The following is a 26544-nucleotide window of genomic DNA, read 5'->3' on the forward strand; positions in this document are numbered from 1 at the left end:
CCAATGAAAAAAACTGCTTTATTATTCTTTTTATTACTCTCTTTTATAGCGGGTAAAGCACAAATTATTGAGCCTGTAAAATGGACCTCAAAGATTGAGAAAAAATCAGATACCGAGTATGTTCTTATTTTCAATGCTACTATTGAAGAGAACTGGCACATGTATTCACAGTTTTCTGCCGATGGTGGCGGACTTCCGTTAGAAGTTGAATTCAATAATGCTGAAAATAACTTTGAAGCCGTTGGTAAGGCCGAAGAAAGTGAAACCCATAAAGAGTACAATGATATTTTTGAAGTAGAAGAAACTTTCTTCTCTAACAAAGCCGAACTTAAACAAACCATAAAAGTAAGTAATCCTGATAACACTATTGTACAGGTTGGCCTATACTATCAGGTATGTAAAGAGTCATGTATTCAGGGAGAGAATCTTTTTGTTTTCAACTTAAAAGAGCTTACTTCTCAGGAAGTTAAATCTTTTGAGGAGATTATAGTTCAACCTGAAACTAATAAATCAGAAGTTAAGGATAGTTCTCCTGCAACCGGAGATGACAACAAAAAAAAAGATGATGAAAGAGGTTTGTTCACTATTTTCATCATAGCATTTTTCTCGGGCTTTGCAGCCCTACTTACACCATGTGTATTCCCGATGATACCTATGACCGTAAGCTTTTTTACCAAACAGAGCAAAACAAAAGCTGCCGGTATAAAAAATGCTTTCATTTATGGTATTTCAATTATTGTAATTTATGTTGTTTTAGGTTCGCTTGTAACAGCCATATTTGGTGCTGACGCTCTTAACGCCCTTTCAACAAATGTTATATTCAATATTGCTTTCTTTGTACTGCTTGTTGTATTTGCCTCTTCTTTCCTTGGTGCTTTCGAAATCATGCTGCCTAACTCATGGGCTAATAAAGTAGATCGTCAGGCAGACAGAGGTGGTATAATCGGGATTCTTTTTATGGCGCTTGCTCTTGCAATTGTATCATTCTCGTGTACAGGACCTATTGTAGGTACACTACTGGTGGAAGCGGCATCTAAAGGAGGAATAGCTCCAATTGTGGGAATGTTCGGTTTTTCATTAGCATTAGCTTTACCATTTATGCTTTTTGCAATGTTCCCGGGATGGTTAAACAGTTTACCCAAATCAGGTGGGTGGCTTAATACCGTAAAAGTATTTTTGGGCTTCCTTGAACTTGCTTTTGCATTCAAATTTCTTTCCAATGCAGATCTTGTTCTTCAAATGCATATACTTGAAAGAGAAACTTTCCTAGCAATCTGGATTGCTGTATTCGGAGTATTATCGCTATATCTTTTCGGTAAAATTACTTTACCTCATGATAGCCCATTACAATCTATTTCTGTAGGAAGATTATTTATGGGGCTACTTACATTAACATTTACAATTTACCTTATACCGGGGCTATGGGGTGCACCTTTAAAACTAATTAGCGGATTCCCTCCTCCAATGCACTACAGCGAATCTCCACACGGATTTGGCGGAGGCGGAGCTGTAGTATCTTCATCAGAAGACACAAAACTTCCTAAAGGAGCTAAACTTGGTGCGCATAACATTATAGCTTTTGAAGATTACGCCGAAGGTCTGGCTTATGCTAAAGAGGTAAACAAGCCTGTTATGATTGATTTTACCGGTTATGCCTGTGTAAACTGCCGTAAAATGGAAGATTATGTATGGTCTGATGAGCGTATTATGTCAATCCTTAAAAATGATATAGTATTGATTTCTCTATACGTTGACTATAAAAAAGAACTACCGGAAAGTGAAAAGTACATATCTGAAACTACTGGTAAGAAAATAGAAACCATTGGTAACAAATGGAGTGATTTTGAAATCACAAGATATAAGGCTAATGCACAACCATACTATGTTCTAATAAACCTGGAAGAAGAAAACCTAAACGATCCTGTAGGTTACACTCCAGATGTTGAAGAATATCTTGAATGGTTACAATCAGGAATCGCAAACTTTGAAAAATAATAAAAAAGCCCTCAATAAGAGGGCTTTTTTATTTTATATACTATTTATAAGTTTTCTGGCTGCTGTTTGCACAGGGTCCCAAACCGGAGAAAATGGAGGCGCATAAGATAAATCCAAATCAATAATATTTTGCAGGGTAAGATTATGAGTCAAAGCAGTTGCCAGAACATCTATACGTTTTGCAGCTCCCTCCTCACCTATTATCTGTCCACCCAGTAATCTTCCGCTGTTCTTTTCGGCTAGTAATTTAACTACAATCTTTTTAGAGTTGGGGTAATAATGCGCTCTGGTACGGCTTTCAATAGTGGCCTTTACATAATCAATATTAAGCTTTTGTAATTGCTTTTCAAGGAGTCCTGTTCGGGCAACCTCATAACTACATATTTTACATACGGCAGTACCTACAACACCAGGGAAAACCGTTTTCTCACCAGATATACTACTACCCGCTACCAGTCCGGTTTTATTAGCTATGGTACCCAATGCTATATAAACATGTTCTTTACTTACTAAGTGTAACGATTCGGTACAGTCACCCGCTGCCCAAACATCAGGAATATTAGTACGTAACTGTCCATCTACTTTTATTGCTCCACGAACTCCCAGTTCAATCTTACTACCTTCAAGAAAATCAGTATTAGGACGCGATCCCATACCGAGTATCACAATATCGGTAGGTATACTTTGTTTATCAGTTATCACTGCAATTACCTTACCTTCTTTAACATCAAATCCTATGAGTACTTCACTTAAAAATAAATTGATACCCAGCCCCCTCAAAGCTTCAGATACCAAAGCTCCCATATCGGGATCAAGCGTATTCATTACCTGTTCTGATCGATTTATTAATGATACATTAAGTCCCCGTTCCAAAAGAGATTCCGCCATTTCAAGACCTATATACCCCCCGCCTACTATAACAGCGTTTTGAGGCTTTTTATCTTCAATATAACGTTCTATATTAATTCCGCTTTTAAGCGTGGTAACACCAAATACGTTTTCAGAGTCATATCCTGCCACATCAGGGCAAAACGCCTTTCCCCCTGTAGCAATCATTAACTGGTCATAGCTTTCCCAAAATTCATCATCGGTTTTCTTATTCAGTACTTTTATCTTTTTATTATCGGTATCTACCGATAGTACTAAATGTTGCGTTCGTACATCTATATGATATTTATTCCTGAAAGTATCGGGATCACGAACTATAAGCTCCTGATAGGTTTTTACTTTTTCCGAAATAAAATAAGGTATCCCACAGGCAGAATAAGAAGTAAAGTCAGATTTTTCAAAAACAATTATTTCCCTCTCGGGCTGCTCCCTTCTTACTTTTGATGCGGCAGTCATTCCGGCTGCATCTCCTCCTATTACTACCAGTTTATTGTTTGCCATTTTAGTTATTATTCTTGGTTATCTACTAAAGGTAGTAAGAAAATTAGTTTTTACAGGACATAATTAACTTACACATATAATTTTTTGCTATTTTTAAGCACTTTAAAATCAACCTTACCTATACATGAAAAACTTTTGTTTTTTACTTCTTAATCCGGGTTTATGGCCTATGCGTCTAATTACCCATAACTACTCTGTTATCTCACTACATAAAAAATTAAGTATAAGCCATTTAATTTAATTATATGCTCATAAAAGTATTTGGAAGCGCCGTATTTGGTGTTGAAGCCACAACCATAACCGTAGAGGTTAATATTGATAAAGGAATAGGATATCACCTTGTAGGATTACCCGATAATGCAGTTAAAGAAAGTAGTTATCGTATTGCTGCGGCCTTAAAAAACAATGGCTACCAGTTACCCGGAAAAAAAATTACCATCAATATGGCTCCGGCCGATTTAAGAAAGGAAGGATCTGCTTACGACCTTACTCTGGCTGTAGGCATATTGGCTGCTTCAGGACAAATCCCGTCTGAAGAAGTTGATAAATACATCATAATGGGAGAGCTTTCGCTTGACGGAAGCTTACAGCCTATTAAAGGGGTACTCCCTATTGCTATTAAAGCCAAGGAAGAAGGTTTTAAAGGTTTTTTCCTTCCGAAACAAAACGTAAAGGAAGCTGCTATTGTTAGCGGACTTGATGTATACGGAATAGAAAATGTTACCGAAATAATTGACTTTTTTAGCGGGAAAGCTACATTACAGCCTACCGTAATCAATACCCGCGAAGAATTTTATAAAACACTTGATTTCCCTGAATTTGATTTTGCCGATGTTAAGGGACAGGAAAGTATAAAACGATGTATGGAGATTGCAGCAGCAGGCGGGCACAACATTATACTTATAGGTCCGCCGGGAGCAGGTAAAACCATGCTCGCCAAACGACTGCCAAGTATACTCCCTCCTATGACGCTCAAGGAAGCACTGGAAACAACAAAAATCCATAGTGTTGCCGGTAAGATAAAAGATGTAGGACTAATGAACCAACGTCCCTTCAGAAATCCTCATCATACAATCTCTGATGTTGCACTCGTGGGAGGCGGAACCTTCCCACAACCGGGTGAAATTTCGCTGGCACATAACGGCGTATTGTTTTTGGACGAGTTACCCGAGTTTAAACGAACCGTACTCGAGGTTATGCGTCAGCCATTAGAAGACAGGGAAGTTACCATTTCCCGTGCCCGATTTACAATTACCTATCCGTCATCATTTATGCTGGTAGCCAGTATGAACCCTAGTCCGGGTGGATATTTCAATGACCCCGATGCTCCGGTAAGTTCGTCACCACATGAAATGCAACGTTATATGAGCAAAATATCGGGTCCGCTATTAGATAGGATTGATATACATATTGAAGTTACGCCTGTACCTTTTGAAAAACTATCAGACAAACAAAAAGCTGAAAGCAGTACAGACATCAGGAAAAGAGTTATGGAAGCCAGAGAGATACAAACAAATCGTTTTGCACATCTGGAAAACATACATTACAACGCCCAGATGAATACCAAACAGATACGTGAGTATTGCGATCTTGACGAAACTTCATTACAGCTTTTAAAAACAGCTATGGAAAGGCTTAACCTTTCGGCTCGTGCATACGACAGGATTTTAAAAGTGTCCCGTACTATTGCCGATTTAGAAGGCTCAACGAATGTCGAACCACAACATATATCGGAAGCCATACAGTACCGAAGTCTTGATCGTGAGGGATGGTTGGGGTAAAATCTATATTATTTAATGACAAAGAATAAAACATACATAAAGACACTAATAGTATTAAGTTTTGTTTTTTTAGCTTCATGCACTCCTATTGCTAAAATAATTTATGGCATAAAAAATTTTGAAACCTATGTGCCTAATGACAAAAGAGTAGAATATTACAAACCGTATTTTGAAACAACTGATAAGAAAGTAAATATCTATGCTTTTAAAAACTGGGAAGGCATACAGGCTACTTTTGATTCTGTAGGTATACCCCGTGTATTTTTACATAATATACTAAATGATTCAGTTTATGTTCTCAATTGTCATGAAGACATGCTTGATGATATTGAAGAAATCAATAAAAATAACTTTAATGATATACTGTTAGCCAACAAAAAGGAATTTATCAATTTAAAAAACATAATAGATACCAGTGCCATTTTAACTTATACTGAGAAAGAGATAAGAAAAAACAACAAATGGAAAGTTTATCTTGTAAATGGCACATTTATGGGTAAAACATTAAGAAAAAAAGCATTACCTGTTACAAATATACTTAAAGGCATAGAAGAACTTATTATTGTAGATGTAAGTATTGACGGAGAAAAACCTAAAAATAAACAATAAAACTAACCTCTATTTAACACTGTTAAAAAATATAATTTGTTACTTTGCCTGTCTGTAACTTTGCGCCGTCAATACCCAAAAAATAGTATCTTTGCATAAAAAATTAGCTACAGGTTTTGAGGTATTTTATTGAATTTGCTTATAACGGAAAAAACTATCACGGGTGGCAGTATCAGCCACACAGTATATCGGTACAGGAAGTATTAAATAAAGCCCTCTCTACCCTGCTAAAACAACCTATAGATGTTACAGGGGCCGGCCGTACAGATACAGGTGTGCATGCAAAACAAATGTATGCCCATTTTGATTTTGATAGAGAACTGGACAGTAGCTTCTGGACAAAAAAACTCAATGCATTTTTACCAAAAGATATAGTGGTTTACAGGATAATACCACTACATGACGATGCGCATGCCCGTTTTGATGCTACCAGCCGTACCTACGAATATCATATACATACTTTTAAGGATGCCTTTGATAACGAAGCCAGTTGGTATTATTTCCACAAGCTGGATATAGATAAAATGAACGAGGCTGCCAAAATCCTTTTTGAGTATAAAGATTTTAAATGCTTCTCCAAAACGCATACTGATGTCAAAACATTTAACTGCGTAATGATGGAAGCTAACTGGCAACAAAATGGCAACAAATTGGTATTTACCGTTGCTGCCGACAGATTTTTAAGAAATATGGTAAGGGCCATTGTAGGAACATTGGTAAATGTAGGACAAGGCAAATTAACCTTACAGGAATTTAGGGAAATTATAGAGAGTCGCGACAGGAATAAAGCTGGCTTCTCGGTTCCCGCACATGGATTGTACCTAACCAAGGTAGCTTATCCATACATCGATCAAGAAATAATATGAAAGCAATAAAATCCACATCACTAAAAAAAGTACTAAAGTTTACCAAACCTTACAGGGCCCGCTATAATGCTGTTATCTTTTTTGCAATATCGCTATCGCTTTTTGCTGCCCTTAGGCCATACCTTTTAAAAAGAACGGTAGACGAATATATTAGCCCAAAAGATGAAACAGGCCTGTTGTATTACATTATTGCAATGGGAGCTGTTTTAATGCTTGAGGTAGCCTCACAGTTTTACTTTGTTTACTGGGCAAACTGGTTGGGACAGGATATCGTTAAGGATATTCGTGAAAAACTTTTCAGTCAGATTTCACGTTTCAAAATGAAGTTTTTTGATAACGAACCTGTAGGTAAACTGGTTACCCGTACTGTTTTTGATATCGAATCTATCGCCAGGATTTTCAGTCAGGGGCTGTTCATGATTATTAGTGACCTGCTTAAAATGATTGTTATACTGGGCTTTATGTTCTACATGAACTGGAAGCTTACCTTTATCGTATTACTGGCAATGCCTGTTTTACTATATGCTACCCGAATTTTCCAAATCAAAATGAAAGCTGCATTTGAGGAGGTTCGTGCCCAAATATCAAACCTTAACACCTTTGTACAGGAAAGGCTTACCGGTATGAAAATCGTTCAGCTTTTTAACCGTGAGAAAATTGAGTATGAAAAGTTTAAGGACATTAACAGAAAACATAATAAAGCCTGGTTAAAAAACATTTTATATAACTCCATCTTCTTTCCTATTGCCGATATTATTTCGTCTATCACATTAGGTGTTATTATATGGTACGGAGGTTTAAATATTCTTAACGGAGACAACATAACCACATTTGGTGATTTGTTTGCCTACACTATGTTTATAAGTATGCTTTTTAACCCATTAAGGCAAATTGCCGATAAGTTTAACGAGCTTCAAATGGGTATAATTGCTTCCGACAGGGTATTAGAGCTACTTGACTCAGAAATGAAAATACAGGACGCAGGTACTCTTATAGCCACTCACTTTAAAGGAAACCTGAACTTTAAAGATGTACGTTTCAGCTATATTGAGAATGAAGAAGTAATTAAAGGAATTAATCTTGATGTAAAAGAAGGCGAAACCATTGCTATAGTTGGTGCTACCGGTGCAGGTAAATCGACAATTATAAACCTTTTGAACCGTTTTTACGAAATAGATAGTGGTACAATTTGTATAGATGGTACCAATATTAATGAGTTTACCCTGGAAAGCCTTAGAAAACAGATAGCTGTGGTTTTACAGGATGTTTTCCTTTTTGCCGATACTATCTATAACAACATTACACTGGATGATCCTAATATAACCAGAGAACAGGTTATAACGGCTGCAAAAAATATTGGTGTTCATGATTTTATCATGTCATTACCTAACGGTTATGATTATAATGTAAAAGAACGCGGTGTAATGCTTTCGTCAGGTCAGCGACAGCTTATAGCCTTTCTAAGAGCTTATGTGAGTAACCCAAGCATATTGATATTAGATGAAGCAACATCTTCAATAGATACTTATTCTGAAGAACTTATTCAAAATGCTACCGACACCATTACACAGGGAAGAACATCTATTGTTATCGCCCACAGACTAGCCACCATTATTAATGCCGATAAGATTATTGTAATGGATAAAGGTAAGATTGTAGAAGCAGGTTCACACTACGAGCTCATCAATAAAGATGAAGGGTATTACAAAAACCTATACTATTCTCAGTTTGCTGTTGAGAGTTAACAAAATACTAAAAAAAAGCTGCCTTAGGGTAGCTTTTTTTAACACATCCTTTTAAAAATAAAACCATTTAACGAATAATTACGTAAGTATTATTGTAATAAAACACAATATTATAAGAATACTATCGTTAATATTTTGAAAAACAAACACTTAATTAAGAAATACTTTTAATAAAAATTTAATATAAAATTAGAAATATTTAATTTATAAATACTGAACTTGCAACTATCAAAATCAACCCCACAGTATTATGAAATGGACTAACTTAAAAAACAGGCTAAAGCTCCTTATTGAGGTAAGCGTTAGAAGCTACCGCCAAAGACGGTTAAGGAGGTATTTTACTTCGTGAGCAATTTAAAGATATCATGAAGAAAATATTTTGCCATTGATTTTTTTAAGTCAGTGGCAAAATTTTTTTTGTCCATATCTCAAGTTTCTCAACAAATGATTTAGTTGCATTAGCTCCGCTTGGGGAAGGTAATACATCATAATTGAGATTGTCTTTGCGTCCAACATACTTATCATAATATACAGCCGCATTTTTACTGGAGAAAAGCACATGCTTTATATCAGGATGATTATTGTAGAAATCATCAAAATTATTAGGTATCTCATTTTTAATATTACTGTCAAGACTACCCTGCCTTTCGCAAAACTCAAGCACATCCCATAAAGCTATATTATACTTGCCAAGAAGTGATTTTCGGTTCTCATAATCTAATGAAAAATCTTCATTCAATACATTATACATCAGTTTCCAAAACTGGTTTCCTCTATTACCGTAATATTCTCCCAATTCAAGCGACTTTTCGCCCGGCATAGTACCAAGTATCAGTATAGTACATTTACTATGTACCAGGGGCGGAAATGCTTTTTTCATATTATCATTATAAAACATACTACAATATAAGTTTTAGCCATAAAAAAAGCCTCACAATGTGAGGCTTTAATTTTATGATCTAAAGAAATTATCCTAAAACTTCTTTTACTTTTTTACCTATCTCAGCTGGAGAATCAACAACGTGGATACCGTTTTCGCTCATGATACGTTTTTTAGCTTCTGCTGTATCGTCAGCACCTCCAACAATCGCACCTGCGTGACCCATTGTTCTACCTTTAGGAGCAGTTTCTCCGGCAATGAAACCAATAACAGGTTTTCTGTTACCGTCAGCTTTAATCCATTTAGCAGCATCAGCCTCAAGTTGACCACCAATCTCACCTATCATGATGATAGCTTCAGTTTCAGGGTCATTCATTAAAAGCTCAACAGCCTCTTTAGTAGTAGTACCAATGATTGGATCACCACCAATTCCGATAGCTGTAGTAATACCTAAACCTTGTTTTACAACCTGGTCTGCAGCTTCATAAGTAAGAGTACCTGATTTAGAAACGATACCTACATTACCTTTTTTGAATACGAAACCTGGCATGATACCAACTTTAGCCTCACCCGGAGTAATAACACCAGGACAGTTAGGACCTACTAAACGACAGTCTTTACCTTGTATGTAGTCATAAGCTTTGATCATGTCTGCAACAGGGATACCTTCTGTAATAGCAATAATTACTTTGATACCTGCCTCAGCAGCTTCCATAATTGCATCAGCAGCAAATGCCGGCGGAACAAATATGATAGATGTATCAGCACCTGCAACTTCAACTGCATCTTTTACAGTATTAAATACAGGACGATCTAAGTGAGTAGTACCACCTTTACCCGGTGTTACACCACCTACTACGTTAGTGCCATATTCAATCATTTGGGTAGCGTGGAAAGTACCTTCGCTTCCTGTGAATCCCTGAACAATTATTTTGGAATCTTTATTAACCAGAACACTCATGATATATTTTTTAAATTATTTTTTAAATCGCAATGCAAAAATAGCTTTTTACTAATTATATATAAAGCTTTTTTTGATTTTTATACACTTAATTCATTAAAAAAAGCCTACGCTTTTTTCTTTATATTTTTTTGACAGAATGATAACCAACAGGTCGTTTACTTTCATAGAGAAATCAACTATTAAGCTAACTGACTCATTAAAAAACCTTTATAAAACTGATTGTCTTTTATTTCCCAGATAACCATAAAATTAGCCAAAACCATTTCTTCATCAGGGTTTTCAAAAGCATGTACATAATGGGTATAGCGTACGCTAACAGTATTCCCTTCCTCAATAATATGAGATATATTTACACGCGATGAAATATAAGATTTATTCAGTTCGGCAGCTAAAGCCAGTAAATCATCCTTATCAAGCTCTAGATAGCCTTTAGAACTGTTCCATTGCAATACAATGTCGTTATGAATAAAACGTTTCAGGGCTTCTGCGTTTGCATAAGCATGTGAATTATAATACTCCAAAACCAGTTCTTTAGCTCCCATATCTTATTTTTTTAATTTTTCTAAAATTTCGGGAATACGTTTGATATGTGCAAGTTGTTTTAGCTTTTCTCTCGATTCTTCTGCAGGATAGCCAAAATATACTTTTCCGCCTTCAAGAGATTTACTAATGCCCGACTGTGCCAGTAACACTGCTTTACTACCTATAGTAATACCGCTGGTAGTACCAACCTGACCCCAAATTGTAACTTCATCTTCAATAATAACACAACCTGCTATACCGGTTTGTGCAGCAATAAGACATTTTTTACCTATTACAGTATCATGACCTATATGCACCTGATTGTCAATTTTAGAACCTTCACCAATGGTAGTGTCGCCTGTTACTCCCCTGTCTATGGTACATAATGCACCAATACCTACGTTGTCTTTAATCACAACACGACCACCTGAAAGTAACTGATCAAATCCTTCAGGACGCTTTTTGTAATAAAAAGCATCGGCTCCTAAAATGGTACCTGCATGTATAATCACATTATCACCTATAACAGCATTGTCATAAATCACAACGTTAGAATAAATAAGGCAGTTTTTACCAATAGTGACATTTTCACCAACAACAACGTTAGGCTGTATAACAGTGCCTTCACCAATTTTAGCTGTAGGAGCTATAGCTGCTCCTGCTGCTTTAAAAGGCTGAAAATGTTTGGTGAGTTTATTGAAATCCCTAAACGGATCGTCTGAAATTAAAAGTGCTTTACCTTCAGGGCAATCTACTTCTTTATTGATAAGTACAATGGTCGCTGCCGACTGTAATGCCTTATCATAATATTTAGGATGATCTACAAAAACTATATCTCCCCGTTCAACCACGTGAATTTCATTCATACCGTGTACCGGGAAGTTCTCATCACCTACAAAATCACAATCAATTATTGCTGCGATTTCCTTAATAGGATAAACTTTAGGGAATTTCATAAAAATGAAAATGGATTAAGATAAAAAAGCCAGTTTAAATTATTTTAAACTGGCCTGTTGTATAAATTATTCTTTAACACGCTCAACATAAGAGCCTGTTGCAGTATCAATTTTAATTTTATCACCTTCGTTAATAAACAGAGGAACGTTTACAGATGCACCTGTTTCAACCTTAGCTGGCTTAGTTGCATTTGTTGCAGTGTTACCTTTAACACCAGGTTCAGCATAAGTAACTTCAAGAATAACAGAAGCCGGCATATCTACAGATAGTGGAGCATCCGTTTCAGTATTAATGATAACCATTACCATTTCTCCTTCTTTTAAAAGATCAGGTGCATCTAGAATATCCCTTTGAAGAGAAATTTGCTCATACGTTTCGGCATGCATAAAGTGGAAAAGATCTCCTTCAGGATACAAATACTGGAATTTGTGAGTTTCTACCCTTACGTCTTCAATTTTATGACCTGCTGAGAAAGTATTATCAAGTACTTTACCTGTAGTTAAGCTCTTTAGTTTTGTTCTTACGAAAGCCGGTCCTTTACCTGGCTTAACGTGTAAGAATTCGATAATCTTGTAGATATCGTTATTGTATTTAATACATAGTCCGTTGCGAATGTCTGATGTACTAGCCATTATTACTTGCTGTTAAAATTTTATTACTTTGTTTGCTTGTGTCTGTATTTTCACCCTTACAAAAATGTATTAATACATTCCTGTATATCCTTTCATTATACCTCTTGATGAGTTTCTAACCGCCATGATAATTTCATCACGTTCCGGTGTAGCTTCCATTTCGGCCTCAATAATTTCGATAGCCTGAGTTGTATTGTAATTTCTTTGGTAAAGAATACGATATATGTTTTGTATTTCGCTTATCTTTTCTGAAGTAAACCCTCTTCTTCTAAGCCCAACAGAGTTGATTCCAACGTAAGAAAGTGGCTCCCTTGCAGCTTTTACAAACGGAGGAACATCCTTACGTACTAACGAACCACCGGTTACAAAAGCATGGTTACCAATAGTACAAAACTGGTGTACAGCTGTTAAACCTGCTAATACAACATAGTCGCCCACTGTTATGTGTCCTGCTAAGTTAGTATTATTAGAGAAAATACAAAAGTTACCCACAAAACAATCGTGAGCAACGTGAGAGTAAGCCATGATAAGACAGTTATTACCAATTACGGTTTTCATTCTGTCAATAGTACCTCTGTTAATTGTTACACACTCCCTGATGGTTGTGTTATCTCCAATTTCGGCAGTGGTATCTTCTCCCTGATATTTTAAATCCTGTGGTGGTGCAGAGATTACTGCCCCCGGAAATATGTTACAGTTTTTACCAATACGTGCTCCTTCCATAATGGTCACGTTTGATCCTATCCAGGTGCCTTCCCCAATTACTACATTATTGTGAATGGTAGTAAAAGGCTCTATCACTACATTTTTGGCTATTTTAGCCCCCGGATGTACATATGCTAAAGGTTGATTCATAAAGTCTTGTTTAACTGTTTTTGACAATTTGCGCCATTAGTTCTGCTTCTGCTGCAAGTTTACCGTTTGCATAGGCATTAGCCTGCATGTGGCAAATACCTCTCCTTATAGGAGAAATAAGGTCACACTTAAATATAAGTGTATCTCCAGGTAATACCTTTTGCTTAAACTTAACGTTGTCAATTTTCATAAAATAAGTAAGGTAGTTCTCAGGGTCTGGTACAGAACTTAATATTAATATACCGCCTGTTTGAGCCATAGCCTCTACAATAAGCACTCCCGGCATTACCGGAGCACCAGGGAAATGACCTACAAAGAAGCTCTCGTTCATTGTAACGTTTTTAAGCCCTACTACGTGGCTCTCACTCATCTCAAGTATCTTATCTACCAATAAGAATGGCGGACGGTGAGGCAGCATGCTCATAATTTTGTTCACATCCATAAGTGGTTCCTGATTCAAATCGAAAACAGGTACCTGGTTACGTTGTTCTATTTTTACCAGTTTAGACAGTTTTTTAGCAAACTGAGTGTTTACAAAGTGTCCTGGTTTATTTGCTATGATTTTACCTTTAATTCTTGTACCTACAAGTGCAAGGTCGCCAATCACATCAAGCAATTTGTGACGTGCAGCTTCATTAGGGTAATGAAGCGTAAGGTTATCAAGGATACCATTTGGTTTAACCGCAATAGAGTCTTTACCAAAAGCAACCTTAAGGTTTTCCATTGTTTCAGGAGATATTTCCTTATCCACATAAACAATAGCATTGTTAAGATCACCACCTTTTATAAGTCCATTATTTAAAAGCGTTTCTAGCTCATGAAGGAAACTAAAAGTCCTTGCATCTGCAATTTCAGCTTTAAAATCTTTTAGGCTTTTTAAAGTTGCGTTTTGAGTACCTAAAACTTTAGTACCAAAATCAACCATTGTGGTTACCTGATACTCGTCAGAAGGCATAACTATAATTTCGCTTCCTGTAGTTTCATCAGTATAAGAGATGACCTCTTTTACCACATATACTTTTCTTTCAGCATCCTGCTCCTCTACTCCGGCTTTTTCAACAGCCTCTACGAAGTATTTGGAAGAACCGTCCATAATAGGTGGCTCAGAAGCATCCAGCTCTATAATAACATTATCAACATCGCAACCCACAAATGCAGCAAGAACGTGCTCTGAAGTTTGTATTTTAACTCCATTCTTTTCAAGGTTTGTACCTCTTTGCGTGTTTACTACATAGTTGGCATCTGCCTCTACAATAGGATGTCCTTCAAGGTCTACCCTTACAAAAGTATATCCGTTGTTTACCGGTGCAGGCTTAAAAGTCATAGTTACTTCTTTACCTGTATGAAGTCCTACTCCTTTTAATGAAATTTCACTTTTGATTGTGGTTTGCTTAACCATAAATCTATTTTTATTATTGTTTGATTTGTTGTTTTATATCCTCTACATCTGCAACTATTTTAGGCAGATTTTTAAAGTGTACATATGACTTATTAAAGTCAGAATATCCCAATGAAGGTGTACCCTGTACAGTTTCACCATCAGCAAGGTTTTTAGATACTCCCGATTGTGCCTGTATGCGTACATTATTACCTATGGTAATGTGACCTACTATACCAACCTGACCACCTATAATACAGCTCTTACCTATTTTGGTAGATCCCGCAATACCGGTTTGCGACGCTATGACCGTATTTTCACCTATTACAACATTGTGTGCAATTTGTATTTGGTTATCCAGCTTAACACCTCTTTTAATAACTGTAGAGCCCAGTGTTGCTCTGTCAATAGTAGTACAGGCTCCCACATCTACATTATCTTCAAGTATAACGTTCCCTATTTGAGGTACTTTATGGTATTCTCCTTCTTCATTAGGTGCATATCCAAATCCGTCAGAACCAATAATAGCCCCCGAATGGATAGTACAGTTATCTCCCATAACAGTTTCAGAATACACTCTTACTCCTGCAAAAAGAATACAGTTGTCACCAATGGTAACATTATCACCCACAAAACTGTTAGGATAAATTTTTACGTTTTTACCTATTTTAACATTTTTACCTATGTAACAAAAACTACCAAGATACAAACCTTCTCCATACTCAACATTGTCTGACAATACAGAAGGTTGCTCAATACCTGATTTCATAAGCTTAACCTGATTGTAGTACTCAAGTAACTTAGAGAACGATTTGTAAGCATCGTCTACCTTTATAAGTGTAGTGCTAAGTTCTGATTCAGGCTCAAAAGTCCTGTTAACAATAGTAATGGTTGCTTTTGTAGTGTATATATATGGTGAGTATTTTGGATTTGCTAAAAAAGTAAGAGAACCTTCAATACCCTCCTCAATTTTAGCAAGAGTATGAACTTCCGCTTCCGGATTCCCCACAACATCTCCTTCTAAAATACCCGCTATTTGTTCTGCTGTAAATTTCATCCCGACAAAAATATAAAATTTAATTAAATGACTGCTTTTTCCAAAAGCACTTTTGGAAAGCACAGGTAATACTTAGTAACAGGTTTAGATAATGCTTTAAGGTTCAGTTGGTCTGAAGCCTCAACAACATCTTCCACACTTCTGTCTTTCTTCAATATATGTATCGGTTCTCCGGTTTTATTATATGCCTGGTTTTTAATTTTACCTTTAAAAACGAAGTAGTCGGCCTCTTTTTCACTAAGTTTATATTTCAACACAAACTCATCCTTAAGCTTTTTTACTTCTTCTTTACTTACCTTGTCAGACTGTAATCTGATTTTAGGAAGATCCCTGTCTATTATCATTGTGCATAAATGACTCAGCACAAAATCGTCTTCAAAACGCCATTCCTTGATAGCAGAAATAACATCAAAATCGTCCAGCATTGAGAAAGTGTACAATACCTTATCATTAAAATCTTCAAGAGATATTTTATTTTGAAGGAAAAACTGTAACGGACTACTGGCTGTAAGTATCCTGCCGTGTTGAGTTAGCTCTTTTGCCCTTTTAAGTATTTTAGTCAGTACCAATTCGGCAGCAAGGCTGGTTTTATGTAAATAAGCCTGCCAGTACATTAGCCTACGGGCTACAAGGAATTTCTCTACAGAGTATATACCCTTCTCCTCTATTACCAGCATATCGTTTTGCACATCCAGCATCTGGATAAGCCTTTCTGAATTGATATTACCCTCGGCAACACCCGAGTAGAAACTATCACGTTTCAGGTAATCCATCCTGTCCATATCAAGCTGACTGGAAATAAGGTGAAGCATAAACTTCCTGTGGTACTCTCCTTTAAATATTTTTATAGCAAGATCAAGCTCTCCGTTAAACTCACGGTTTAGCTTATCCATAAATAATAAAGAGATAGATTCATGGTTAACATCTTCCACTATGCTATGCTCCATAGCGTGAGAGAAAGGCCCGTGACCTATATCGTGTAATAAAATGGCAATGTAAAGTGCGTTTTCTTCCGCCTCAGATATTTCCACTCCTTTAAAGCGGAGTACCTGAACGGTTTTCTGCATAATATGCATACATCCTAACGCATGATGAAAACGGGTGTGGTGTGCTCCCGGATATACAAGATAAGACATTCCCATTTGGGAAATACGCCTTAAACGCTGAAAATAAGGATGCTGAATAAGGTCGTAAATAAGCGGATTGGTAATAGAAACAAATCCGTAAATAGGATCGTTAAATATTTTAAGTTTATTGATGTTGTTCACTAATTAGGTAATTTTCAACAAATATACAATATCTCTCCTATGGGAAAAGCCGTAAACACAGTTTTTTTAACACTGTTAAACATACTATTAACGCTATTTTACTACAAACGTTAAACCTAGGTTAATTTTATTGCTAAAGCCAAATTTTATATTCTAAATACTTAATTTTATGATGTTTAATTAAAGAAATGCGTAAACAATCCAACTTCAGCCGAATAGGTTATTAACAAAAAATCTTCAACCGGCCTGAAAACAATAATAACGTTATTTTTTGTTACTTAGGTTATTGAAGGAAAAGGTCTGTAAAGAAAATTTGCAGGCCTTTTTTGATCATATTGCATGTACAGACCTTACTGATCACTACGACTTTTTAGCAACAAACAAACTATATTTGTGAACGTTATTCAGTCATAAAAAATGGAGATAAAACAAAACACTATATATATTACCGGAGGCACTTACGCCCTACTTATTAAGGCACTTGAGCAATGGATTGAACGATATAGCGATGTACTTAATCCTGATTTTATATTCCAAATTAACCCGGTAAGCAATAACAAACACATAATAATCGCAGATAAGAGACTGGATAATAAGCTGTTTTTCTTTCTTGTTAATTACATCAAATTTCCTATAAAAATTGAGTATAACATTAGCTTAAAAGCTTATACTATTTTAGAAAGTCACTTTACGGGAAAAGAGGCTATGATTTTTATTAATGAAAATGATAAAGAGTCTGATAATGTATATGCCACAACTACAGATAATGAGGTTTTAAAATTTGATTTTAGAGGAAAATCAAAACAGATAAATAATAGTGATGTAATTTTTACATTACCTGATTTTAAGCTAAGTGATTCCAAACATTCAAAAATAATAAAACCTAAAGAGAAGAAAAACTACAAAACAAATGATAATAATGAGTCATCGGCTTCCTTTCAGCTCAACATCATAATTGCCATTTGTGTTATGATACTAATAGCTACTGCTCTTTTTTCACATAAAAATTTTTCCCTCTATAACGTATTGGTATTTTTCGGATATGGATTGTTGCTGTTCGGTGAGTATGAATTACTACAACATCCAAAAGCGTATAAAAAAGCCCTTGTTTTTTCCGTAATACTAGCTATTTACGGTATTATACTATTACTAACCTCCCATACTGATGAAAAAGATAAAGATATTATTTTCTATCTTTCTCTTTCCCCTGTAATATTCCTTTTATACCAAAAACCAATAAGGCTAAAATTTATAGCATTATATGGTAAAGAACCTATAATTGAAAGACTTAATAAAGATTCTGATTTTATATATGGTTTGGTTTTATTGGGGCTTACAGTAGCAACACTTTACTTATTAAGTTTAGTTGTTACTTTACTTCCTTAACCCCCTTTATAAAAAGCCATTTCATAAATATCTTTTCTCCACCCTGAAAACGTACTGCCTGGAATTTAGGAGATAATATTGTTGAAACCACTGCTGATGTTACAGGAACCATATAACCTGTCATGTGAGTAAAAGTCACAATAAGGATATAAACTATAAAATAAAAAAATGTAAATCCTAAAAAGTTATATAATAAAGCCTTATTCTTTTTACTCATAGCTATTTGTTTTTTTTTCAGTATTACCGAATATTATAAAATTAAGTTTTTAGGGACTAAAACTTAGTCCCTGTTTTGAAATTTGGTACGCTTACTGCCTTCATACATTTCATACTTCACCAACCTTGCTTCCAGCTTACCGTTAAACAGTTTTATTTTACGCGATGGTTTTAGCCCTACATATTTAAGTGCCTCAAGATTAGCTGTAATGAACCATGCATTAGTATTTGGGTATCCCTGTTTTAAAGTATCACCCAACTCCCTGTAAAAACGCTCTAAATGAATATCAAGTCGTTCTCCGTATGGCGGGTTAAACACCATGTGAAGCGGACCTTTACTTTGTTTCTGTGTTTCAAAAAAGTTTTCCTGCGATATAGTTACATACTCATCAAGATTAGCATTCCTAATATTGTCTTTAGCTTTCATTACTGCCGACGGAGCCTTATCATATCCTTTAATAGTATAATGAAATTCTCTTGTCTTTTTAAGTAACGATTCTACTATGGTATCAAAAAGATCGTTATCCCAATCGTGCCATTTTTCGAAGGCAAATTCTTTACGATTAATATTTGCCGGAATGTTACAGGCAATCATAGCTGCTTCTGCCAGTATAGTACCACTACCACACATTGGGTCTAAAAAGTCGCCATCCCCGTTCCAGCCCGAAAGTAACAGCATACCTGCAGCAAGCACCTCGTTTATTGGGGCTATGTTAGTAGCCGTTCTATACCCTCGGTGGTGTAACGATGCTCCCGAAGTATCAAGCGCAACCGAGCACTGATCATCGTGAATATGAACATTTATCCTTAAATCAGGATAGTTTTTATCAATATCTGGTCTTTTACCAAATTTATCCCTAAACTGGTCTACAATAGCATCTTTAGATTTAAGGGCTACAAACTGAGAATGGTTAAAATGATCTGAACTCAGGGTAACATCAACCACAAAAGTATCGTTCACATTAATGTACTCACTCCAGTCAACCGACTGAATTCCGTTATAAAGGCTCTTATCGTTATAAGCCTTAAACCTTTTTACCGGTTTAAGTATTTTTAAAGCTGTACGCAGGGCTATATTGGCTTTGTACATAAAACCTTTATCCCCTTTAAAGCTAACCATTCTTACCCCCTGCTCAACATCCTGCGCGCCAAGGGCTCTTAATTCGTTTGCCAGTATCTCCTCAAAACCAAAAAAGGTTTTGGCTATCATTGTATAATTATTTTCCATAATTCACGCTCAAATTCTTGGCAAAAATAAACTAAATTTGCGGGTACATTAAATGAATATGCAAAAAGAAACAAACAACTGGTTTGCATCCTGGTTCGATACACCCTATTACCATATACTCTATAAAGACCGCGACTATGAAGAGGCTCAGCTCTTTATGGACAATATTACAGGCTATTTAAACCTCCCCGAAGACGCTAAAATATTAGATTTAGCCTGCGGAAAAGGTCGTCATTCCATATACTTAAATAAGCTTGGATATGATGTAACCGGAGCCGATCTTTCGGAAAACAGCATAAAAGAGGCATCAAAACACACTAACGATAAACTACATTTTGTAGTGCACGACATGAGAGATACATGTAATGAAAAGTATGATGCCATATTAAACCTGTTTACCAGTTTTGGTTATTTTGAAAGCGACGATGATAATCTTATAACATTAAAAGCAATTCACAACAGCTTAACCGAATATGGTTTTGCAGTTATTGATTTTATGAATGTTCATAAAGTAATTGCAGATTTAGTCCCTCAGGAAACCAAAGTGATAGACGGTATCGAATTTCACATAAAACGTTATGTGGAAGACAACCATATTATAAAAGAAATTGATTTTAACGATAAAGGGCAGCAATTCCATTTCACCGAAAAGGTAAAAGCCCTTACCCTTGAAGATTTTGAAGCCATGATGGAAGAAGCAGGTATTTACCTGCTTGATGTTTTTGGCGACTATAAACTGCATAAGTTTTACAAAAATGAATCTGAACGTTTAATAATGATTTTTAAATAACCCATGATATATATATTGCCCTTACTGTCGGTAATTTTAGGTTATGTAATGGCTTTAATATTAAAGCCTACAAACCGTAAGAACCTTAAGCTACTCTTGGCTTTTAGTGGTGCGTTCCTGCTTTCATTAACCGTTATGCACCTGTTGCCCGAAGTTTATGAAGCAAGTCTGCATGATCATCATGGTCATGACCACGACCATTCTCACAACAATCCTATAGGGCTATACATAATGACTGGTATTATATTCCAGATTATTTTGGAATATTTCTCTAAAGGTGCCGAGCACGGACATGTACACGGAAGTGGACACAACAATGAGCATGACCACTCAAAAATGCCATGGCTCCTTTTTATAAGTTTATGTATACATGCATTACTGGAAGGCATGCCTGTAAGTCATCATCATGGTATGGCTTGGGGTATCGCCATACATCACTTCCCTATTGCCATTATACTAACGGCATTCTTTATAAACAGCGGACTTAATAAAACCATCGTTATGCTGTTTATGCTTGTATTTGCCTTTATGACTCCGCTGGGAACATTACTGTCAGAACAATTACATTTTATAGAACACTATTTTACAGAAATTTCGGCTGTTGTTATTGGTATTTTATTCCACATTTCATCAACCATTATTTTTGAAAGTAACGAAGGACACAAGTTTAACCTTGCCAAGCTTTTAGCTATTATACTGGGAGTTATTATGGCTTATTTTCTGCAATTTTAACATAAAACATAATTATTCATGTCGTTTACCAAAACTACAGAGGAAAGTTCAAAATACGAGCATCTTGAAAAGATGTCGGTTTCACAGTTACTTCACAATATAAACAACGAAGACAAAACCGTACCTCTTGCTATTGAAAAGGCGCTACCGCAAATTGAAGCCTTAATAGAACAGATTATTCCAAGAATGAAAGATGGCGGACGCTTATTTTATATAGGTGCCGGTACCAGTGGCAGACTTGGAATTGTAGATGCTTCCGAATGTCCTCCTACTTTTGGTGTACCGTTTGATTTGGTTATCGGTCTTATTGCCGGAGGCGACACTGCCATACGTAAAGCCGTAGAGTTTGCCGAAGACGATAAGGAACAGGCATGGAAAGATCTTTCAGAATACAACATAAACGATAATGATACTGTAGTAGGCATAGCGGCTTCGGGCACTACCCCTTACGTTATTAGCGGACTTGAAAAATGTAATGAGAATAACATCCTTACCGGATGTATTACCTGTAACGAGGGCAGTCCGTTAGCTCAAACTGCCAAATACCCTATTGAGGTGGTTGTGGGTCCTGAATTTGTAACAGGAAGCTCACGCATGAAAGCCGGTACGGCACAAAAACTGGTGCTTAATATGATTTCTACTGCTGTGATGATTCAGTTGGGTCGTGTAAAAGGGAATAAAATGGTAGACATGCAGCTAAGCAACCATAAGCTTGTAGACAGAGGTGTGCGAATGATTATGGATGAACTTAACATCCCCCGTGAAGAAGCAGAAAAACTATTACAGGAGCATCAAAACGTTAGGAAAGCAATAGAAGGTTATGGCAACAGATAAAAAAATACTTGTAAAAGGCCTTACACGTTTAGGATGGGCATTACCTATGTTTGTTATGGGACCTGTAATAATACACAGTTCCTTTAAAAATCAGGGACACCCGTTTTATGTACCTATACTGGGTGTAGGTATAATAATTTGTATCAGCGCTATGGTATTTATGTTTTTAGGAATAAAAACTATAATGAAAAGTCTTTTTGAAGGAGATAAAAATGAGCATCAGTAAACAATATCTTGACAGTATAAAAAAACAGTTTGAGTACTACAAAAACGTAGCCGAAAGGGCTATGGAACAACTGGAGCCACAACAGCTTTTTTACACTGTTAACGATGACTCAAACAGCATAGCTGTAATTGTAAAGCACTTACACGGAAACATGATGTCACGATGGACTGATTTCCTAACTACAGATGGGGAAAAAGACTGGAGAAACCGTGATGATGAGTTTGAACAGCCTATTACAAACAAAGAAAACCTGATGCAACTGTGGGAAGAAGGGTGGTCATGCTTCTTTAATACTATAAACAGCCTTACTCCTGAAAACCTGACTGATATTATCTATATAAGAAATGAGGGACATACTGTAATGGAAGCTATAAACCGACAGCTTTCCCACTACCCTTACCATATTGGACAGATAGTGTTTTTTGCCAAACAAATTAAAAACACTCCATGGGATAGCCTTACCATTCCTAAAAATAAGTCGGGAGAGTATAACAAGCAGAAGTTTGAACAGGAAAAAGGACAAAGAAGTTTTTTAGATACCGAACTCAACAAGATTAAAAAGAATAACTCATGAAAAAACTACTAATACTACCTGTAATACTTTTATTAGCTTCATGCTACCAACAGGAGCGTAACTGTACTGACTTTAAAACAGGGAAGTTTAAGTTTGAACAGGAAATAGACGGTAAAACACAAACCACCATTTTTGAAAGGACTGAAGACCTTGAAATAGATACCTATGAAGGTAAAAGTGATACCGCTTCCATCCGTTGGATTAATGATTGCGAATATATCGTACAAAAAATCCATCCTAAAAACATGCAGGAAAAAAAAGCTGTACACATGAAAATACTAACCACAAAAGGAGACGCATATACTTTTGAGTACTCTTTTGTGGGAGATAGTAATAGACAGAAGGGAACTGTAACAAAAATTGATTAACTTCACAGTTATGGAAATTTTCTTAAATCCTAATACCTGGGTAGCCTTACTAACCCTTACGTTTTTAGAAATCGTACTGGGTATAGACAATATTATCTTTATATCTATAGTTACCGGTAAACTCCCTGAAGAAGAACGTAAAAAAGCCACCAGAATTGGTCTTTTTCTTGCAATGTTTATGCGTATTGCCTTGTTATTTGGGGTAACATGGCTTATTGCGATGAAAAAATCTCTTTTTTCCATAGACTTCGGATGGTTTAGCGCCGACATTACCGGACAGGCTTTAGTACTATTGATAGGTGGATTATTCCTTATATACAAGAGTACAAAAGAAATTCATGAAAAGGTAGACCATAAGGGTGAAGAGGAAGCACAGCTTAATACGAGTAGCAGGAAAAAGTCTTTTTCAGGGATTATATTACAAATACTGATGATTGATATAATCTTCTCTGTAGACTCTATCCTAACAGCTGTAGGTATGACAAACGGCGTTGAGGGCGCACTCATAATAATGATAACTGCTGTAGTCATATCTGTAGGCATTATGATGCTGTTTGCGGTACCTGTAGGTACGTTTGTAAACAACAACCCGTCGCTTCAAATATTAGGACTTGCCTTTTTAATACTGATAGGCTTTATGCTATTAACCGAAAGTATGCACTTATCTAACGCACAACTGGCAGGACAATATGTTGGTGCTATTCCAAAAGGTTACTTATATTTTGCCATTGCATTTTCTGTTTGCGTAGAGTTTTTAAATATGAAAATGAGGAAACATACAAAATAATAAATTTTATTCCCTTAAATAATGAAAAGCTGTCTTAAAGACAGCTTTTTTTGCATAAAACATAATTATTTGACTTTCAGGAACATATTTACTTTTAGCTAATAAATATTTTTATATTTTTAACGAATTATTAACTAATAGTCAAATCAACCATTACTATGTTTAAAAAAAAATTAATCGCAGTTATACTATTTATAGTAGGCTGCCAAAAAGGAAATTCACAAGATTTAGAAGAAATATTTAATAATATTCAATCACTGGAATATGTATTTCCTTCAGGGCTATATACCATCAACAATCAGGTAAATGTTACCCCCTTAATTACTTCTGAACCTTGTTTAGATAATCCTCCTCATTTTTCAGTAGCCACTCAATATGAAAATGGTAAAGTTCTGGCAATTGGCGATGAGTATATGTTTATAGATCAAAACATTAATCAGGAAGATAATTTTTTATTTTTATTAAATGTAATGAACTGGCTTAATCCCGGCACAAGTAGGGTTAAGCTCAAAGAAGAATGGGTTAATACGGAAAATACAACCATACTTCAAGCTGCTCTTGCTGAGAATAACTATACATTTAATTCTTTTTCCGGAAACATAACAACCTCCGCACTCACAAACACAGATATATTAATACTGCCTAACGATTGGAACAATTTAGAACTTTACTCAGTAAACGAACTTCAAACTTTAGAACAATTTGTTAGTAACGGCGGATCAGTTTTATTAGCCGGTAACGCATGGGCTTATCCGGAAACAATAGAAGAATATGCAATGAATCAGGTGGCTAATTTATTTGGCTTTGAAATAACAGACAGTTTAGCATCCTTCTCACAAGCACAGGTATATTATCCTGAAACATTAGATTCTTACTGCCCCTCTCCCTACTTTAATAATAATATTCCAAGAGGTGAAAATTTAAGGGTTTTCAGAATTGCCGTTTCAACTATAGGAGAATTTACACAGGAAAACGGAGGTATAAATAATACTTCAAATCTAATTAATGAATGGCTCGAAACGATCAATGAAACTTATGGCAGGGAATACTGCGTTAGGTTTGAACTTATACCTGATAATGACCAGTTAATTTTTGAAAATGCTGAAACAGATCCTTGGGAAAGCTTACCTATTGGCTCTTTTGCCTGTACGGGTATTGAAGAAATATTAGATGCACAGAAAAATGTTGTTGATGGAATAATAGGAGAAGATAACTATGATATAAGCCATGTTCTTCTCACTTATCCCTATTTAGGCGGAGGTTGTGCTGCTAGTTTTGATCGTGCAATATCGGGAGGACTGGACATTTCAGTAGCCAGACACGAAATAGGACATCAGTTTACTCAGGGACATACTATAAACAATGAAACTAATAATTACGAACCTGAAAACGGAAACTGGACGATACAGGGAGGAAATCAATACGGTCACGCTCATGGTGCTTCCTATCATCAGCTTGCCCAGTTTTTATTGACTATTCCGTCTGTTGGTACTCAAGTGCCTACAGGCAATACCATTCCGGTTATAAGTGTTGGTCCGGACGTAGTAATCCCTGTTAGTACTCCTTTTACAATAACTGCAACTGCTAGTGATCCTGACCCTGAAGACAATCTAACTTATGTGTGGGATAACATGAGTCCGGGGCCTCCTCAATTTATTCCTGTAGCCGATGATACACAAGGTGCATTATTCATGAGGCTAACTCCAAATTCAAACCCTTCAAGAACATTTCCGAAAATGACTGATGTTATTGCAAATAATAATTTTAATAATCAGGAGCAACTCCCTACACATCCGCGTAAAATGGATATAAGGGTAACAGTTAATGATAACCATCAGATAGAATATAACGGACAGATTATCAATGCCAGCGGAATTAATTCAGATGATATAAGAATTGTAGTTGCTGATGCAGGTCCGTTTGAGGTAACAAGTCAAAATACTGAAGGTATAGTTTATAACGGGGGTTCAAGCCAAACTATAACATGGAATGTAAACGGAACTGATGCTGCGCCGGTAAACACTCATGATGTATCTATAACATTGTCTACAGACGGAGGGTATACCTATCCTATTACACTTTTGAGCAATACCCCAAACAATGGTAGTGCAATAGTAGTATTGCCTAATATTGATATCGATAATGCAAGAGTAAAAGTAGCTGCAAATAACAGTATATATTTTGACATTAATACAGTAGATTTTAAGGTTGAGTCAGCACTATCTCTTAATGAAACATCACTGGCATCATTAGTAAATATTTACCCTAACCCTAGTAAAGATTATATTTATATTGAATTTAGTTCACCAGTAAATTTTAATGCTAAACTTTATAACGTACTGGGACAGCTTGTAAGAGAAAATTTAAATCAAAGTAAATTTGATGTTCAAAATTTATCACAGGGGCTTTACCTTCTTGAAATTACCGATACTGAAACCTCAGAAAAAGTATTGAAGAAAATTTTCATTGAACGCTAAATAAAAAAGCAGCTAAAAAATTAGCTGC

At 35.9% G+C, this 26544-nt stretch carries 26 protein-coding genes; 14 read left to right on the forward strand and 12 right to left on the reverse strand.

Annotated features, from left to right (window positions below; translation table 11 throughout):
* Positions 1–3: 3 nt before the first annotated feature.
* Positions 4–1995, forward strand: a complete 1992-nt coding sequence (locus tag Q763_RS03365) for a protein-disulfide reductase DsbD family protein (RefSeq protein ID WP_035131185.1) — start codon at positions 4–6, stop codon at positions 1993–1995.
* Positions 1996–2028: 33 nt separating this feature from the next.
* On the opposite strand, the gene Q763_RS03370 is transcribed toward Q763_RS03365, so the two are convergent.
* Positions 2029–3384: an FAD-dependent oxidoreductase gene (locus tag Q763_RS03370; RefSeq protein WP_035131189.1), complete on the reverse strand. Its 1356-nt coding sequence runs from the start codon at positions 3382–3384 to the stop codon at positions 2029–2031.
* Between the two features lie 245 nt (positions 3385–3629).
* Here Q763_RS03370 and Q763_RS03375 point away from each other — a divergent pair, with 245 nt between their 5' ends.
* The 4 genes from Q763_RS03375 (at position 3630) to Q763_RS03390 (ending at position 8385) form a co-directional block, all read left to right on the forward strand.
* Positions 3630–5165 carry a YifB family Mg chelatase-like AAA ATPase gene (locus Q763_RS03375; protein ID WP_035131191.1) on the forward strand — a complete coding sequence of 512 codons (1536 nt, stop codon included), beginning with the start codon at positions 3630–3632 and terminating at the stop codon, positions 5163–5165.
* Positions 5166–5180: 15 nt separating this feature from the next.
* Positions 5181–5774, forward strand: a complete 594-nt coding sequence (locus tag Q763_RS03380; protein WP_035131193.1) for a hypothetical protein — start codon at positions 5181–5183, stop codon at positions 5772–5774.
* A gap of 116 nt (positions 5775–5890) precedes the next feature.
* Positions 5891–6640 carry a tRNA pseudouridine(38-40) synthase TruA gene (truA, locus tag Q763_RS03385; protein WP_035131195.1) on the forward strand — a complete coding sequence of 250 codons (750 nt, stop codon included), beginning with the start codon at positions 5891–5893 and terminating at the stop codon, positions 6638–6640.
* Positions 6637–8385 (forward strand): ABC transporter ATP-binding protein, encoded by a 1749-nt coding sequence (locus tag Q763_RS03390; protein ID WP_035131197.1) that lies wholly within the window; start codon positions 6637–6639, stop codon positions 8383–8385. Before truA ends, Q763_RS03390 begins: the two co-directional genes overlap by 4 nt.
* 394 nt (positions 8386–8779) lie before the next feature.
* Here Q763_RS03390 and Q763_RS03395 read toward each other — a convergent pair whose 3' ends face one another.
* The 9 genes from Q763_RS03395 to Q763_RS03435 form a co-directional block, all read right to left on the reverse strand.
* Positions 8780–9265: a DNA-deoxyinosine glycosylase gene (locus tag Q763_RS03395; protein WP_035131305.1), complete on the reverse strand. Its 486-nt coding sequence runs from the start codon at positions 9263–9265 to the stop codon at positions 8780–8782.
* A gap of 88 nt (positions 9266–9353) precedes the next feature.
* Positions 9354–10226 carry a succinate--CoA ligase subunit alpha gene (gene sucD, locus Q763_RS03400; RefSeq protein ID WP_035131199.1) on the reverse strand — a complete coding sequence of 291 codons (873 nt, stop codon included), beginning with the start codon at positions 10224–10226 and terminating at the stop codon, positions 9354–9356.
* A gap of 182 nt (positions 10227–10408) precedes the next feature.
* Positions 10409–10771 (reverse strand): nuclear transport factor 2 family protein, encoded by a 363-nt coding sequence (locus Q763_RS03405; RefSeq protein ID WP_035131201.1) that lies wholly within the window; start codon positions 10769–10771, stop codon positions 10409–10411.
* Positions 10772–10774: 3 nt separating this feature from the next.
* Positions 10775–11707 (reverse strand): UDP-3-O-(3-hydroxymyristoyl)glucosamine N-acyltransferase, encoded by a 933-nt coding sequence (locus Q763_RS03410; RefSeq protein WP_035131203.1) that lies wholly within the window; start codon positions 11705–11707, stop codon positions 10775–10777.
* 66 nt (positions 11708–11773) lie between these two features.
* Positions 11774–12340 carry an elongation factor P gene (efp, locus tag Q763_RS03415; protein WP_035131205.1) on the reverse strand — a complete coding sequence of 189 codons (567 nt, stop codon included), beginning with the start codon at positions 12338–12340 and terminating at the stop codon, positions 11774–11776.
* A gap of 69 nt (positions 12341–12409) precedes the next feature.
* Positions 12410–13195: an acyl-ACP--UDP-N-acetylglucosamine O-acyltransferase gene (gene lpxA / locus Q763_RS03420; RefSeq protein ID WP_035131207.1), complete on the reverse strand. Its 786-nt coding sequence runs from the start codon at positions 13193–13195 to the stop codon at positions 12410–12412.
* A 10-nt stretch (positions 13196–13205) separates the two neighbouring features.
* Positions 13206–14594, reverse strand: a complete 1389-nt coding sequence (locus Q763_RS03425) for a bifunctional UDP-3-O-[3-hydroxymyristoyl] N-acetylglucosamine deacetylase/3-hydroxyacyl-ACP dehydratase (protein WP_035131209.1) — start codon at positions 14592–14594, stop codon at positions 13206–13208.
* Positions 14595–14607: 13 nt separating this feature from the next.
* Complete coding sequence (lpxD, locus tag Q763_RS03430) at positions 14608–15630, reverse strand: UDP-3-O-(3-hydroxymyristoyl)glucosamine N-acyltransferase (protein WP_035131211.1); 1023 nt, start codon at positions 15628–15630, stop codon at positions 14608–14610.
* 23 nt (positions 15631–15653) lie between these two features.
* A complete protein-coding gene (locus tag Q763_RS03435; protein WP_035131213.1) occupies positions 15654–16898 on the reverse strand; it encodes an HD domain-containing protein in 1245 nt (414 codons plus the stop codon).
* A gap of 417 nt (positions 16899–17315) precedes the next feature.
* Between Q763_RS03435 and Q763_RS03440 the strand changes: the two genes are divergently transcribed.
* Positions 17316–18284 carry a hypothetical protein gene (locus Q763_RS03440; RefSeq protein ID WP_035131215.1) on the forward strand — a complete coding sequence of 323 codons (969 nt, stop codon included), beginning with the start codon at positions 17316–17318 and terminating at the stop codon, positions 18282–18284.
* On the opposite strand, the gene Q763_RS03445 is transcribed toward Q763_RS03440, so the two are convergent.
* Positions 18268–18501 (reverse strand): hypothetical protein, encoded by a 234-nt coding sequence (locus tag Q763_RS03445; protein WP_035131217.1) that lies wholly within the window; start codon positions 18499–18501, stop codon positions 18268–18270. The two genes, Q763_RS03440 and Q763_RS03445, sit on opposite strands and share 17 nt — an antisense overlap.
* 63 nt (positions 18502–18564) lie before the next feature.
* Positions 18565–19728, reverse strand: a complete 1164-nt coding sequence (locus Q763_RS03450) for a THUMP domain-containing class I SAM-dependent RNA methyltransferase (RefSeq protein ID WP_157499296.1) — start codon at positions 19726–19728, stop codon at positions 18565–18567.
* A gap of 58 nt (positions 19729–19786) precedes the next feature.
* Here Q763_RS03450 and Q763_RS03455 point away from each other — a divergent pair, with 58 nt between their 5' ends.
* The 8 genes from Q763_RS03455 (at position 19787) to Q763_RS03490 (ending at position 26516) form a co-directional block, all read left to right on the forward strand.
* Positions 19787–20518: an SAM-dependent methyltransferase gene (locus Q763_RS03455; protein WP_035131218.1), complete on the forward strand. Its 732-nt coding sequence runs from the start codon at positions 19787–19789 to the stop codon at positions 20516–20518.
* Positions 20519–20521: 3 nt separating this feature from the next.
* Complete coding sequence (locus Q763_RS03460) at positions 20522–21250, forward strand: ZIP family metal transporter (RefSeq protein WP_035131219.1); 729 nt, start codon at positions 20522–20524, stop codon at positions 21248–21250.
* An 18-nt stretch (positions 21251–21268) separates the two neighbouring features.
* Positions 21269–22084 carry an N-acetylmuramic acid 6-phosphate etherase gene (gene murQ / locus Q763_RS03465; protein ID WP_035131220.1) on the forward strand — a complete coding sequence of 272 codons (816 nt, stop codon included), beginning with the start codon at positions 21269–21271 and terminating at the stop codon, positions 22082–22084.
* Positions 22071–22310: a DUF6095 family protein gene (locus Q763_RS03470; RefSeq protein WP_035131221.1), complete on the forward strand. Its 240-nt coding sequence runs from the start codon at positions 22071–22073 to the stop codon at positions 22308–22310. Before murQ ends, Q763_RS03470 begins: the two co-directional genes overlap by 14 nt.
* Positions 22297–22884 carry a DUF1572 family protein gene (locus Q763_RS03475; RefSeq protein ID WP_035131222.1) on the forward strand — a complete coding sequence of 196 codons (588 nt, stop codon included), beginning with the start codon at positions 22297–22299 and terminating at the stop codon, positions 22882–22884. The genes Q763_RS03470 and Q763_RS03475 overlap by 14 nt, the downstream gene beginning before the upstream one ends.
* On the forward strand, positions 22881–23252 hold the full coding sequence (locus Q763_RS03480) for a hypothetical protein (RefSeq protein WP_035131223.1): 372 nt from the start codon (positions 22881–22883) through the stop codon (positions 23250–23252). Before Q763_RS03475 ends, Q763_RS03480 begins: the two co-directional genes overlap by 4 nt.
* 10 nt (positions 23253–23262) lie before the next feature.
* On the forward strand, positions 23263–24039 hold the full coding sequence (locus Q763_RS03485; RefSeq protein ID WP_035131224.1) for a TerC family protein: 777 nt from the start codon (positions 23263–23265) through the stop codon (positions 24037–24039).
* A gap of 158 nt (positions 24040–24197) precedes the next feature.
* Entirely contained in the window at positions 24198–26516 is a 2319-nt protein-coding gene (locus Q763_RS03490; RefSeq protein WP_035131225.1) for a zinc-dependent metalloprotease, read from the forward strand.
* The last annotated feature ends 28 nt before the right edge of the window (positions 26517–26544 follow it).

The organism is Flavobacterium beibuense F44-8 (assembly GCF_000769915.1).
GTDB classification, from domain to species: Bacteria; Bacteroidota; Bacteroidia; order Flavobacteriales; family Flavobacteriaceae; genus Flavobacterium; species Flavobacterium beibuense.

Excerpts from the sequence above, each read along its gene's own strand:
- Q763_RS03455 (WP_035131218.1), top strand. The coding sequence starts at position 19,787 with ATGCAAAAAGAAACAAACAACTGGTTTGCATCCTGGTTCGATACACCC.
- Q763_RS03425 (WP_035131209.1), bottom strand. The coding sequence starts at position 14,594 with ATGGTTAAGCAAACCACAATCAAAAGTGAAATTTCATTAAAAGGAGTA.
- efp (WP_035131205.1), bottom strand. The coding sequence starts at position 12,340 with ATGGCTAGTACATCAGACATTCGCAACGGACTATGTATTAAATACAAT.
- Q763_RS03395 (WP_035131305.1), bottom strand. The coding sequence starts at position 9,265 with ATGAAAAAAGCATTTCCGCCCCTGGTACATAGTAAATGTACTATACTG.
- lpxA (WP_035131207.1), bottom strand. The coding sequence starts at position 13,195 with ATGAATCAACCTTTAGCATATGTACATCCGGGGGCTAAAATAGCCAAA.
- Q763_RS03470 (WP_035131221.1), top strand. The coding sequence starts at position 22,071 with ATGGCAACAGATAAAAAAATACTTGTAAAAGGCCTTACACGTTTAGGA.
- Q763_RS03370 (WP_035131189.1), bottom strand. The coding sequence starts at position 3,384 with ATGGCAAACAATAAACTGGTAGTAATAGGAGGAGATGCAGCCGGAATG.
- Q763_RS03405 (WP_035131201.1), bottom strand. The coding sequence starts at position 10,771 with ATGGGAGCTAAAGAACTGGTTTTGGAGTATTATAATTCACATGCTTAT.
- Q763_RS03485 (WP_035131224.1), top strand. The coding sequence starts at position 23,263 with ATGGAAATTTTCTTAAATCCTAATACCTGGGTAGCCTTACTAACCCTT.
- Q763_RS03380 (WP_035131193.1), top strand. The coding sequence starts at position 5,181 with ATGACAAAGAATAAAACATACATAAAGACACTAATAGTATTAAGTTTT.
- lpxD (WP_035131211.1), bottom strand. The coding sequence starts at position 15,630 with ATGAAATTTACAGCAGAACAAATAGCGGGTATTTTAGAAGGAGATGTT.
- Q763_RS03475 (WP_035131222.1), top strand. The coding sequence starts at position 22,297 with ATGAGCATCAGTAAACAATATCTTGACAGTATAAAAAAACAGTTTGAG.
- Q763_RS03375 (WP_035131191.1), top strand. The coding sequence starts at position 3,630 with ATGCTCATAAAAGTATTTGGAAGCGCCGTATTTGGTGTTGAAGCCACA.
- Q763_RS03445 (WP_035131217.1), bottom strand. The coding sequence starts at position 18,501 with ATGAGTAAAAAGAATAAGGCTTTATTATATAACTTTTTAGGATTTACA.
- Q763_RS03490 (WP_035131225.1), top strand. The coding sequence starts at position 24,198 with ATGTTTAAAAAAAAATTAATCGCAGTTATACTATTTATAGTAGGCTGC.
- Q763_RS03365 (WP_035131185.1), top strand. The coding sequence starts at position 4 with ATGAAAAAAACTGCTTTATTATTCTTTTTATTACTCTCTTTTATAGCG.
- Q763_RS03450 (WP_157499296.1), bottom strand. The coding sequence starts at position 19,728 with ATGGAAAATAATTATACAATGATAGCCAAAACCTTTTTTGGTTTTGAG.
- Q763_RS03460 (WP_035131219.1), top strand. The coding sequence starts at position 20,522 with ATGATATATATATTGCCCTTACTGTCGGTAATTTTAGGTTATGTAATG.
- Q763_RS03410 (WP_035131203.1), bottom strand. The coding sequence starts at position 11,707 with ATGAAATTCCCTAAAGTTTATCCTATTAAGGAAATCGCAGCAATAATT.
- sucD (WP_035131199.1), bottom strand. The coding sequence starts at position 10,226 with ATGAGTGTTCTGGTTAATAAAGATTCCAAAATAATTGTTCAGGGATTC.
- murQ (WP_035131220.1), top strand. The coding sequence starts at position 21,269 with ATGTCGTTTACCAAAACTACAGAGGAAAGTTCAAAATACGAGCATCTT.
- Q763_RS03440 (WP_035131215.1), top strand. The coding sequence starts at position 17,316 with ATGGAGATAAAACAAAACACTATATATATTACCGGAGGCACTTACGCC.
- Q763_RS03480 (WP_035131223.1), top strand. The coding sequence starts at position 22,881 with ATGAAAAAACTACTAATACTACCTGTAATACTTTTATTAGCTTCATGC.
- Q763_RS03390 (WP_035131197.1), top strand. The coding sequence starts at position 6,637 with ATGAAAGCAATAAAATCCACATCACTAAAAAAAGTACTAAAGTTTACC.